Here is a 12,328-nt window from a genome sequence, read left to right as displayed (position 1 = left end):
GAGAAAATCGGGAAGGAATCGGGAAGAAGCCTAAACGTACTCAAATCCCTGATACTGGAGAAACCTCGTTTTTCAGTCGTCACTTTTGTTCGTCCAACGTTTGCCTAACTTGCTCTTTTGCTAAGCCATGACTGAACTAGATTTGCTCATTCTGACGGTCTACATCATCACGGTTGTGTATGTGCTGTATCAGGCGATCAACACGTTAGATGACCAGACTACCTTTCACTTTGATCGCACCACACTCGATCAAACTTTGGAGGAGAAAGAGCTAAGGGATTTGATTAATCTCAATTTCAAATTTGACGATCGCTACAAATTTGAGGAGCAACCTAAAAAGCTGTCGATGTCGTTGGAAAACAAATCAACTGACACGTCTTTTGAGGTGAATTGGGATCACAGTTCCTTGACCGATCACGAGGGGCGATCGCGCCGAGTCATCCGCCTCACCCCTGACAAGCGCTTCAACCTTTCTGAGCAGCAAGTCCCTAGCGTTGTGCCCCCTGGCAAAACCTTAAAGGAAGAGTTTACGGCTGAGGATATTCTCAAGATGAACATCGATGGCAGCTTGGAAACAGCCTCTCCAATCATTGATCTATTCGGAATTGAGAAAGCTGGCAAGAAGTCAGACAAGATGAAGAAACTCTACGCTGACTTTATGGAGCGCAAAGCAGACATTACCTTTTCGCTACGACTGGTGGTGAAGATGATTGACCTGTCGGGCGAGGGAAGGGGCGATCGCTCCTATGTCTTGCCTGCCACTTTTCTGATCAAGAAAGTGCCGTGGTCAGACGCTCTTCCCTTCAATCCCAAAAAATAACCAACGCTACCAAACCCAATTTTCCCTATAACAGAGCAAATCCTTACGCCTCTCTAGCAAACCTCCCTAACCTTCTTCAGGCATCTACACAGAGATGTCTGAGTTCCGTTTGTTGACCAATACGCTTGACTCAGCCTTATAAAATAATTATAAATATCTAGCGGACCTAATAAAAACAACTTTGTGAGTCTAGATTCGACAGATTATAAGGTAGTGCGAAATCTAATGGATCAGGGGCGCATCACCTGGTCAGAGTTAGCTGGAATTTTAGAACTCTCTGCTCCTGCAACTGCTGAACGCGTTCGTCGCTTAGAGGAACGCAAAATCATTAAGGGATATACCGCTCTAATCAACCCTGAAGCCGCCGGCTGTGAACTAGCTGCGTTCATCGCAGTAACACTGGAGCATCCACATCGAGCTACTTTCTTGCAGCGAGTACAGGAATTGGCAGAGATTCAGGAATGCCATCATGTCACGGGTGACGATGATTACTTGCTCAAAGTGCGATGCCGCAACACGCGAGCTTTGGAGCAACTAGTCAGCGAAAACTTAAAAGGGTTACCCGGAATTTTGCGAACTCGAACCACCATCGTGCTTTCCACAACTAAGGAAACTCCTGTTTTGCCGCTCCAATTCCCAGCCGATTCAGAAACGGTTCAAGGGTAGGTATCAACAACGTGAGGGACAGGTAAAGTCCTTGAAACCTAGGTTCCCTATGGAGCAACGAAATGGCTGCTCAATCTAGGCGGGCAAGCCCATCCCACAAAAAACTTAGAAGAAATTGCACATTGCATCTATCGAGGAGACTTTAAAGCATGGACATTGGATTTTTAGGGCGAGGACTGATCCTTGGATTTTCCATCGCTGCACCAGTGGGGCCAATTGGTGTACTATGCATACGCCGCACCTTAACTGAGGGAATTGCCTCCGGCTTCTTGTCAGGTTTGGGGGCTGCAACGGCGGATGCAATGTATGGGTGTGTTGCTGGGTTTAGTCTAACGTTTGTAGCTGACCTGCTAGTTGGACAAGCGCTTTGGGTTCGGCTGATTGGTGGTTTGTTTCTTTGCTATTTGGGAGTCAAGACAATTGTGTCTAAGCCTGCTGCATCAACTGTTTCTGGCAAATCACGCAGTCTTTTCACAGCCTATGCTTCAACAGTTGTATTGACGCTGACCAATCCTGCTACTATTCTTTCGTTTGCAGCAGTGTTTGCAGGTTTGGGTCTGGCTAGCGCTGGCGGCAGCTACGCAGCGGCTGGAGTTTTGGTTTTAGGGGTGTTTTTAGGATCGGCGCTATGGTGGTTGCTGCTGAGTGGAGGAGTCAGTTTGTTTCGACGACGGTTTAACTCAAATGGGTTGCAGTGGTTAAACAGAATTTCGGGTGCAATTTTGCTGGCCTTTGGTGCGATCGCCCTCAGCTTGAGAGGGTAAGCTAACAGTTTCAGGACATGGTTAAACTGCTGAGTCAACTCAAGTTGCGTCAAATCATTCTAAAAATAGTGCTTGGGCTATGTCTGTTTCTGGCACTTGGCTCAACCTCCTTAACTCATGCGCTGCCAGCCCTGCCGTTAGCGCAGTCTGGGTCAGTGGAAAACTTGCAGCAGCAGCGACAGCAGATTGAGCAAGAGCGGGACGATCTACAGCGAGAGCGCGATCGCCTGCAAAATCTGGAACAGTCTGCCCAAGAGAGGTTGGGCGGTTTGCAAAACAACATTCGCACCACTGCTGCTCAGATTCAGCAGAATGAGGCACAGATTAAAGCCGCAACAGAGAACCTGAAGAAACTACAGGCAGAATTGGCGATCGCCGAAAAAGGCTTCCAAGATAAACAGCTTGGCACTGTCGCTCGACTCCGTTTCTTGCAGCGACAGCAGGGTGGTCAGGGCTGGGCTGTCTTGCTGCAAAGCAATAATCTCAACGAATTTCTCGATCGCCGCCGTCAACTCAAACTGGTCTATCAAGCCGATCGCCAAATTTTGGCTAACTTAAAAGCTCAATTTGACAACCTGAATCAGCGCAAACGCACCATTGAGCGCCAAAAGAATGATATTGCCTTATTGACCCAACAGCTTCTTGCCCAAAAATCTCAACTTGAAGCCCAGTCAAAAATTCAACAAGACCTGATTGCTCGCCTGCGCCAAAACCGCAATGCCCTAGAAGAAGCAGAAGCCCAGCTAGAAAGAGACTCCGCTACAATCGCCGTTTTGATTCGGCAGCGCCTTTCAATTCCGGGTCCAGTGGTTCGAGGTACGGGGCAATTCACTTATCCCTCGATCGGCATTGTGACGAGCAACTTTGGCTGGCGCGTTCATCCCATCCTAGGCTATCGTCGCTTTCACGCTGGAATTGACTTTGGCGCAAGTCACGGCAGCACAATTCAAGCTGCTGATGCAGGCGTGGTGATTTTTTCAGGCTGGTACGGCGGCTACGGCAATGCTGTCGTTATCAGTCACGGGGGCGACTTAACCACGCTTTACGGGCACGCCAGTGAACTTTACGTCAGCGAAGGACAAACCGTGCAGCAAGGACAGGCGATCGCAGCTATTGGCTCCACTGGATTTTCGACTGGACCTCATTTGCACTTTGAAGTCCGGCAAAACGGCGAACCGGTCAATCCCCTAGGGTTTCTCTAAAAATTTCATCTGCGAAAAATCACCAAAGCAGTACACTGCACAAAACACGTTGATCTGTCACGTTAGACTGGGGAATAATTTAGCTACAGCTTAGACCTGTGTTGCTCCTGCTTAAGACTCCGTGGCTTGCCTAGTTTTCAAGGTCTGCAATGCCCAAAATTGTCTCTGTTCACTCCCTCCGTCATGGCACAGGCAAATCTAACCTGGCTGCTAATCTAGCCGTTAGCATTGCAGAGCACGGACAGCGAGTGGGCATCATCGACATCGATGTGCAGGCTTCTGGAATTCACACTCTGTTCGGGCTTGACGAAGATCAAACTGATCATGCCCTCAACTACTACCTCTGGAGCAACGTAGGAATTCAGGAGGCGACCCAGTCACTCAGTCCCCTCCTCAAGATTAACCACGGAGAAATAGCAGTAATGGGAGGAGGCATTTACCTCACTCCTTCCAACATCAAGATTAACGAGATGGCTCAACTGCTACAGGAGGGTTACGACACCAGTATATTGAGCCAGGGACTATTTGAACTGAGTCACCGTCTCAAGCTCGACTATTTGTTGATTGATACAAATCCTGAATCGAGCGAAGACACGCTGCTGGCGATCGCCCTTTCTGACATTTTGGTGCTAGTGCTGTGTTTAGACCAGCGAAACTTTCAGGACGTTGCGCTCACGCTGGATGTCGCTAAGAAGTTAGGAGTTCCCAAAATTCTGTTGGTTGCCAATCAGGTTTCATCTAAGTATCTCCAGCAAGACGTTAGGCAACAGCTTGAAAGAACCTACGGTCATCCCGTCGCAGCCGTTTTACCCTTCTCCCAAGAGTTGCTGACTTTAGCCAGCAGCGACATCTTTTGTCTGCGCTACCCCGATCATTCCTTGAGTAAAGATGTCAGAGCGATCGCCCAACAAATTACCAACATTGGCGAAACCAAACGTGCACATCTCCTAAAAGCCTGGTTAACCAAAGCGAACCCGACTGATAGAGTGTCTGACCCTGGCGTTTCTAATGTTTGATTTGCTGCTGTTGCCCGACGCTGAACATCAGCTTATGAACTGGATCATTCGGCAGGGCAAAGCAACTTTATTAGACTGCGTGAACCATACCGGAAAGCCTGAAGCACTTGTCGAGACCATCCTAGAAAAACTGGTAAAGCAAGGACTACTACAATTCAGCCGGGTTGCGGATGACGGATACTACCAAGCTCGACTTGCCTCAGAAAAACAACGGTTACTGCCCAACCAGATTTGGGAAGTCTTAAAAGACAACACCCCTGAGTAGCTCCCTCGAACTATCCCAAAAAGCTAACCTGGCTTTCCGAATCTCGTTCAGCAGCGAATTTTTCGCTCTAGAAATGAAATTCCCAAATCCCGGACTACCTTTGCAGAAAGGTCGAGGGTGGCAGCTTAGTCTTGACCTGGAGAAGGTTCGCAATGGCACAACACTTTCTGAGTTTGATGGACTGGTCTACCGCAGATTTAGAGGAATTGCTAGACAAAGCAGCTTTTCTCAAGCAGGAATACTTCAGTACAGGACACCAAACCGTAATGCGCGGTAAAACGCTGGCATTGGTTTTTCAAAAACCGTCTCTGCGAACCCGTGTCAGTTTTGAACTCGCAGTTCAGCAGTTAGGCGGACATGCGCTCTATCTCTGCAAGGATGATGTGGACATGGGCGATCGCGAATCCATTGCCGATGTAGTACGAGTTTTAGGTGAATACGTTCACGGCATTGCAGCGCGAGTCAGCGACCATGAAAATTTGTTAGAAATGGCTGCCTGGTCACCTGTTCCCGTGATCAACGCACTGACTAAATACAACCACCCCTGTCAGGCAATGGCTGATGCACTGACTATCCAGGAAGAGTTAGGGCAATTGGCCGGGTTGAAGGTAGTCTACTTAGGTTCTAGCAATCAAGATACTGCCCGCTCCTTACTATTTGCAGCCGTTAAGTTTGGCTTTCAGCTCATTCTCAGCAGTCCTGAAGATTTTTGGATGGAAGCAGAAACAATCGAAATGGCGCGGGCGATCGCGGGTGATCAAGTCGTTCAGTGCATTTCAAACCCTGTTGAGGCAGTCCGAGGAGTAGACGTAATCTACACAGATTCTTGGGAAGGCATGGGCATGTGGGAAAAGGTAAGCGAAGCAGAAGCAACCCGACGTTTGGCTCTGTTTAGTCCTTACCAAGTGAATGATAGCCTCATGACTCATGCGCCTCAAGCCCTAGTCATGCATTGTATGCCTGCCAATCGGGGACAAGAAATTTCTGATGCAGCCGCAGATGGGGCACAGTCCAGACTGTTGCAGCAAGCCCAAAATCGAGTGCATGTCCAGAAGGCAATTCTCCTGCATTTAGTAGGCTGTACTGCTGCGTGAGGAAAGAAGAGACATACCTTGTCGTAACGCTTTGGCTGCTGCTGTTGAGTAATGCTTTAGCCTGTCAGGTCTCTGATGTGGTGGCCGTAAGCGGTTTTTTGAGCAGCGTTGGAGTCAACCAAATTCTGCTGGTTTGGCTGGTAGATATGCTGCTCACAATTCTGATTACGGGACTGCAATCCCTGGTCGTCGATCGGTTTAACCGGGTCAGTTTGATGGGCTGGATGAGCTGTGCCTATGTGCTGATGCTGGTTGTTTTGAGGCTATTATTTAGCCTTCAAGCACCCCGTTGGCTCAACTATTCGCTCCTCTATCTGCTTGCTGAGCAGCAGTTGCTTTTCTTTCCGCTGGTGTTTTGGATTCTGGCAAACGATCTGTTTGACATGGCGCAAACCAAACGGTTGTTTCCGCTGATTGCCACAGGTAGCTTTGTCGGACAAATCCTGGGGTTGGGGTTAGCGGCGATCGCTCCCACTCTCCTCACTCAACTTCAGCTAAAACCGGAAGAATTGCTCAGTTTGAATGCGCTGGTTTATTTGGCTGCTTTTTTATTAATTCAGTCGAGATTAAAGGACATCAAATTTAGACAAACTACTCAAAAGCAAGAGTCAGCGATCGCCACTTTAACAGAAGCCTGGAGCTTTGTCCGAGAGGTATCTTCCTTTCGCTATTTGACGGTTGCAATTCTGGCAATTAACGTCTGCCTGACCGTATTTGAATTTCACTTTTTAGTTGTCTCTAATCACGTTTTTAGTACTGCTGATAGCTATCAGCGCTTCTACAGTTTGTATCGCTTAGGACTCACTCTTACGTCATTTGTTATTCAAGGGTTTTTCACGAGTTTCCTAATCAAGATAACAGGCTTAAAAAACGCGTTTTTTGCACTACCGTTAGCTCAACTAATCGGCACTTTTTCCATGATGCTTTTTCCAGGAATTGTGGGTGGTGTCAGTGGCTTTTCTTTGTCTAAGCTAACTCAATTTACTATTGATGAATCTGCTCGAAAGTCTTTTCAAGCATTTGTCCCTGAAGAACGTCGAGGCAGAGTCAGTATGTTTATGGATAGCTATCTATTTGCAATAGGTACTGTTATTGGTTGTCTAGCCATAGGCGTGATTGTATTACTTGGAATTCAATTTAATATTTCGACTTATTTTTATGCTTATTTATGCATTGGATTGATTGCTTGTGGAGGGGCGATCGCCGCTATTATTAAAATGCGATCGGTATACGAAGAAAGCTTATTTAACTGGAGACTAAAACGACGGCAGCGAGGCAAAATCATCTTAGATAAGCTGAATCTTTAAAGCAGGGAGCTCAGAAAAGGTTGGGGAATCTACCGTGAAATTAGGGAACGTAAAAACAGCAAAACAAAAACCTCAAAAACCTCATTTCATTAGCCTTCAGCTTAAAGTTTTAACAGGTTTCACACTAGTCTTTAGTCTTGTCTTTGCAGGTGCCTATTACTGGTTTTATCGATTTGCAACTAATTTTGCACTTGAACAAATTCGAGAAGATCTAGAAACCACGATGGAAGCTGCTGCAAGCGGCACAAGTACCGAAGATTTTGCTGCTCTGATTGACCAGGGCACACCTAGAGCCGACGGCTACAGCGATGATCCGCGCTACTGGGAACACGTCAACTGGCTAGCTCAGCTAGAAAGCATCGAACCTCGTGCCTACATTTACACCTATACCGCTTCTTCTACCCCCAACCAAATTGTATTTGTGGGCAGCGGCAGTGCAATTAACCGAAGAATCGACGGCGCAAAATTTCTGGAATCCTATGATGAACCGGAAGGAGGCATTCTACTGCAAGGGCTAACGGCTGAAATTTTTGATGCTGAGCCATTTACAGATGAATGGGGTACCTGGGTGTCTGGTGCAATTCCTTTGACCAACAGAGAAGGGAAACAGGTTGGGGCGTTGGGCGTTGATTTTCGGGCGGATTATGTCTTACAGGTGCAGCAGCAAATTCGCGGGAGTGTTTTGATTGCTTTCACGACGACCTATGGAACGCTGTTTATCCTGGTTTGGGTTGTGTCTCGTGTTCTGACCCGACCCATTGTCAACCTCACTCAATCCGTGGAACGAATTGGGGAAGGAGACTACAGCCAGAGTTTGTCTTATCTTTCAGGAGAAAGGCAAGTTCGCGATGAAATCACAACGCTGGCTGAAGTATTTGAAATCATGGTTGGCAAAGTTCGTCAGCGTGAAGAAATTTTGAAACGACAGGTTGCAGAACTCCGCATCGAAATTGATCAGACAAAACGCCAGAAGCGAGTCAAAGAAATTGTAGACACAGACTTTTTTCAAGATTTGCGAGTCAAAGCCCAGTCCCTTCGTAGGCGCAATCAAGATTCTGGCCCCGGCGTAACCTCAAATTCAGGTTTAGACCCTACTTCAGATGCCCCCTCAGATTCAGATCCAACAGTTCAATGATGGGAGAGCATAGCGTAAGAGCATTGAGCTTTTCCTCTATAGCTCGTGAACGCGGCTATACCAACGCAGCAAGATTTTTGCTAAGCGATCGGAGTCGTGGCGGACTTGTCCAGTGTGTTCGTCTTCAAGCATTACATTAGCGATTACAACGCGCCGACCTAACTGCATTACAGCTTCCCGGTCTAGGAAAACGGGATGGGAGCCTTCTTGGGCATAGCGAATCAACGCTTGGGCAGAGGGTGTTTTCTTTTGTACGACGACTGCATCGAAAAGATGATGTCCGGCTGCTGCATCAATGGTGCGAATATGGTCAGAAACGGTGTAGCCCTGGGTTTCTCCAACTTCCGTCATGATGTTGCAGACATATACGCGCGGAACCTCACGTTGGGCGATCGCCTCAACAATTTCAGGCACCAGCAAATTGGGGATGATGCTGGTGTAAAGGCTCCCCGGACCCATGATGATATAGTCTGCTTCCCGAATCGCTTGAAGCGCTTTAGGTAAAGCAGGCGGATTGGAAGGAGTGCAGCCAATTTTAACAATCTTGCCTTGAGCTTCGGTGATGTGAGATTCGCCTTCAATTCGCCGACCGTCGGATAGCTCCGCCCAGAGCCGCACGTCGCTCAGGGTTGCCGGAAGCACCTGCCCCCGTACTGCTAGCACTTTAGAACTGGCGGCGATCGCCCTTTCTAAATCGCCCGTCACCTCACTCATGACCGTCAAAAACAGATTGCCAAAGCTATGACCCACCAGCCCATCTCCAGCCCTAAACCGATATTGAAATAGCTCAGTCAACAGCTTTTCTTCATCTGCCAGGGCTGCTAGACAATTGCGGATATCTCCCGGTGGCAGCACGCCGATTTCTCGTCGCAGGCGTCCCGACGATCCCCCATCATCTGCAACAGTCACGATCGCTGTAATGTTGGCACTGTAGATCTTTAGCCCTCGCAGTAAGTTAGATAGCCCAGTGCCGCCGCCTAACACGACAATTCTGGGACCACGGTTTAACCGCCGGTGGGTCATTAGTACATCAATCAGTTCCTCATCCCCTTCTGGCATCAACACCTGGGTAATTGATCCCAGGCTGCGCGTTTGTCCCCAAAAGATAAACAGAATGCCAATTGCTATGGCGATCGGTCCACTGACATAGCTGGGAAAGAATGTGGTGACAGTTTCTAAAAAATCTGAAATGAATCGCCCAATGTAGAATACCGGAGTTCGGTTCGTCCAAATGGCTAAACCTAATCCCGTCAGCAGAACACCGCTAGCACTGACCAACAACCATCGTTTGACAAACAACCCTGGTGCTAGCCACAAAAACCATCGGCTGAATCGCACCGGAGCACGGTGGCGCGATTCATATCTGATCGCCTTTAAAGCTTGTTTCAGTAAACCAAATGACATTGCTGATCACGGGCAAGGTTAGGAAAGTCGACCAAAAACTTCTATCGATTGCTGCCCCTATGCTGGTATAGCTCATCTACTAGAGTCAAGGCAGATATCAAGTCCTTTACGTTAAATTAGATACACCATTCTCAGAATGAAAGTTGCAAAACTGTAATGCTTCCAACAAAGCTATATTTTGAGGGTTAAGCCGCCAGTAAAAAGGCATCAAGGCTGAATTCAAAGCTGAATTACAGTTCAAAGTTGACTAGGTTACATTGGTTTGCTCAATCTGGTTTTGAAATGTGTGCCACTTATGCAATCTGGACGCTAAACCCTAGACTTTGAATGAACTAGAGTTCAGAGTCTAAGGTCTAGAGTTTAATATTTTTTAGTTCCCTTGATCTGCCTCTCATTACGCTATGGCTGAGCCGTTAATTGAACTGAAGGGAGTTAGCAAGTCTTTCGGTAATAACGTAGTCCTCGATCAGGTTGACCTAACTATCTACCGGGGTGAAGCTCTGGCGGTGATTGGACCCTCTGGCACAGGCAAGTCTACGATTTTACGAATTATTGCTGGACTGTTAGCCCCTGATTCGGGTGAAGTATTTGTTCAAGGACAGCGGCGGAAAGGGCTAGTTGATGATGCTCAAGATCCCATTGGGATTGGCATGGTGTTTCAGCAGGCAGCCTTGTTTGACTCGCTAAGTGTAGATGAGAATGTCGGCTTCTTGCTATATCAACATTCCAGACTACCACCCCGCCATATTCGAGAATTGGTCAACCAAAAACTAGAGATGGTGGGTTTACCTGGAATTGGCGATCGCTACCCAGCAGAACTTTCTGGCGGAATGCGAAAGCGCGTCAGCTTTGCCCGAGCAATCATGGCAAACCCAGAGAGACCTTCCGATACACCTGAAGTATTGCTCTATGACGAACCGACTGCCGGACTTGACCCCATCGCCTCGACCGTGATTGAAGACCTGATTCGCGATCTCCAATCCAAGTCAGGTGGGTGCACTACCTATGTAATGGTGACACACCAGGACAGCACAATTCGGCGGACGGCTGACCGGATTATATTCCTCTACAAGGGCAAAGTGCAGTGGGCGGGAGCTGTTAGTGAAATTGATTCCACCAAAGACCCTTTGGTGCGGCAATTCTTTAGTGGCAGCATACATGGTCCGATTCAGGTGGTGGGTTAAAGAAGTCGGTTAATCTGTTATGAGCATTCATTCTGGCGTTTGCCGTGTACTGCAAATTGGGTATTGCTGTATAGATAGGATGAATTTGACCAGGTCGATGGAATCCTTACCTGCAAATTCATGTCAAATTGAGCAATGCCGCAAATCGTTTTGAGGAGAAGTCATGCGATCGCGAACGATACGAGAAGGCTCCGTCGGATTATTAATCCTGGTGGGGTTAGGGCTATTTGGGCTGTTGGCACTGTGGATTCGCGGTTTAAATCCGGGAAGTCGTAGCTATCAGGCGATAGTAGAATTCCCCAATGTGGTTGGAATGCAGGCAGGTGCGCCTGTCCGGTATCGGGGTGTGGTAGTTGGCAAAATTCTGTCGATTCAGCCTGGTCCAAATGCAGTTGCGGTAACGATTGAGATTACATCTGCCAACCTGTTGATTCCCAGTGATGTGCTGATTGAGGCAAACCAGTCAGGCTTAATTGGCGAAACCTCCGTTGACATGACTCCGCTTGAAGAACCTTCTGCTGCCGTGATTGCAACCACTCCGCTGGATGCTGATTGTGATAACACAGTCATTATTTGTAATGGCGATCGCCTTCAAGGCAACGTCGGCGTTAGCTTTGAGGCACTGATTCGCTCTACGGTCGAGTTGACCAATTTGATCACTGACCCGGTGTTTTTTGGCGAAATTCGCACCCTGACTCGCAACACCTCAGAAGCGGCGGCGGGGGTTGCGGGATTAACACGGCAAGTTTCGGGGCTAACCCGCTCGGTCGAGCGGGATTTAAACAGGCTAACCACTTCGGCTGCGACTTCAGCTAACTCGGTCGGGCAAGCTGCTAACCAAATTGGCTTAACGGCTGCTCAAGTTAGCGTTTTGCTGACAGACAACCGCTCCATTTTAGTTAGCACTCTGGGTAACTTGAACCAGGCCAGCAGCCAACTTCAGCTTACAGTCAGTCGGCTTGCTCCTGCGATTGAAGAGGGAGAGCTGCTTCAAAATCTGGAAGTTCTCTCTGCTAATGCAGCCGAGGCTTCGGCTAATTTGCGCGATCTGACTGGTGCAGTAGGTGATGCTGATAACATTTTGCTCTTGCAGCAAACGCTAGATTCTGCCCGTGCTACGTTCCAGAATACTCAAAAGATTACTGCTGACTTGGATGAATTGACGGGTGATCCAGAATTTCGCCAAAACATTCGTGACCTGGTTGATGGGTTGAGCGGTTTGGTTTCCTCAACTCAGCAGTTGCAACAGCAGACCGCTGTGGCTCAAGTTTTAGAACCTGCTGCGATCGCTGTTGAGTCTGAAGACCTTGCCCCAACTGACCGTCTAGCTGTAACGATGCCAGAATCAGTTCGTCTGACCTTGCTCAATTCCCAACAGGCTAGAATGCGCCCCTATACTGTCACCAATTCAGCCACCCACTCAACGGAGGTGACACCAGAAGTCCCGGCTTCGGCTCCGGTGGAGTAGGTC

12 protein-coding genes are annotated in these 12,328 nt (G+C 48.2%); 11 read left to right on the top strand and 1 reads right to left on the bottom strand.

The window, feature by feature from the left end:
• The first annotated feature begins 127 nt into the window (after positions 1–127).
• From H6G00_RS07845 to H6G00_RS07805, 9 genes are all read left to right on the top strand, one after another.
• Complete coding sequence (locus H6G00_RS07845; protein ID WP_190796322.1) at positions 128–820, top strand: hypothetical protein; 693 nt, start codon at positions 128–130, stop codon at positions 818–820.
• Between the two features lie 183 nt (positions 821–1,003).
• Complete coding sequence (locus tag H6G00_RS36575) at positions 1,004–1,486, top strand: Lrp/AsnC family transcriptional regulator (RefSeq protein WP_347278160.1); 483 nt, start codon at positions 1,004–1,006, stop codon at positions 1,484–1,486.
• 149 nt (positions 1,487–1,635) lie between these two features.
• Positions 1,636–2,250: a LysE family transporter gene (locus H6G00_RS07835; RefSeq protein WP_190796321.1), complete on the top strand. Its 615-nt coding sequence runs from the start codon at positions 1,636–1,638 to the stop codon at positions 2,248–2,250.
• Between the two features lie 17 nt (positions 2,251–2,267).
• Positions 2,268–3,452: a M23 family metallopeptidase gene (locus H6G00_RS07830; protein ID WP_190796320.1), complete on the top strand. Its 1,185-nt coding sequence runs from the start codon at positions 2,268–2,270 to the stop codon at positions 3,450–3,452.
• Between the two features lie 149 nt (positions 3,453–3,601).
• Positions 3,602–4,468: a MinD/ParA family protein gene (locus tag H6G00_RS07825; RefSeq protein ID WP_190796319.1), complete on the top strand. Its 867-nt coding sequence runs from the start codon at positions 3,602–3,604 to the stop codon at positions 4,466–4,468.
• Positions 4,461–4,733 (top strand): helix-turn-helix domain-containing protein, encoded by a 273-nt coding sequence (locus H6G00_RS07820; RefSeq protein ID WP_190796318.1) that lies wholly within the window; start codon positions 4,461–4,463, stop codon positions 4,731–4,733. Before H6G00_RS07825 ends, H6G00_RS07820 begins: the two co-directional genes overlap by 8 nt.
• A gap of 152 nt (positions 4,734–4,885) precedes the next feature.
• Complete coding sequence (gene argF, locus H6G00_RS07815) at positions 4,886–5,827, top strand: ornithine carbamoyltransferase (protein WP_190796317.1); 942 nt, start codon at positions 4,886–4,888, stop codon at positions 5,825–5,827.
• Positions 5,824–7,134 (top strand): hypothetical protein, encoded by a 1,311-nt coding sequence (locus H6G00_RS07810; protein WP_190796316.1) that lies wholly within the window; start codon positions 5,824–5,826, stop codon positions 7,132–7,134. The genes argF and H6G00_RS07810 overlap by 4 nt, the downstream gene beginning before the upstream one ends.
• A 34-nt stretch (positions 7,135–7,168) precedes the next feature.
• Positions 7,169–8,269: a HAMP domain-containing protein gene (locus H6G00_RS07805; RefSeq protein WP_190796315.1), complete on the top strand. Its 1,101-nt coding sequence runs from the start codon at positions 7,169–7,171 to the stop codon at positions 8,267–8,269.
• Between the two features lie 36 nt (positions 8,270–8,305).
• On the opposite strand, the gene H6G00_RS07800 is transcribed toward H6G00_RS07805, so the two are convergent.
• A complete protein-coding gene (locus H6G00_RS07800) occupies positions 8,306–9,673 on the bottom strand; it encodes a gluconeogenesis factor YvcK family protein (RefSeq protein ID WP_190796314.1) in 1,368 nt (455 codons plus the stop codon).
• A gap of 401 nt (positions 9,674–10,074) precedes the next feature.
• Here H6G00_RS07800 and H6G00_RS07795 point away from each other — a divergent pair, with 401 nt between their 5' ends.
• Together H6G00_RS07795 and H6G00_RS07790 are read left to right on the top strand one after the other, a co-directional pair.
• A complete protein-coding gene (locus tag H6G00_RS07795; RefSeq protein ID WP_190644623.1) occupies positions 10,075–10,857 on the top strand; it encodes an ABC transporter ATP-binding protein in 783 nt (260 codons plus the stop codon).
• Between the two features lie 163 nt (positions 10,858–11,020).
• Positions 11,021–12,325, top strand: coding sequence for an MlaD family protein (locus H6G00_RS07790; protein ID WP_190796313.1), 1,305 nt, complete (start codon positions 11,021–11,023; stop codon positions 12,323–12,325).
• Positions 12,326–12,328 lie beyond the last annotated feature (3 nt).

Source organism: Leptolyngbya sp. FACHB-541, assembly GCF_014695875.1.
GTDB lineage: Bacteria > Cyanobacteriota > Cyanobacteriia > Elainellales > Elainellaceae > JAAUTN01.
The sequence above is the reverse complement of the archived record's forward strand: the minus strand, read 5'-3'. Positions and strand labels throughout refer to the sequence as shown.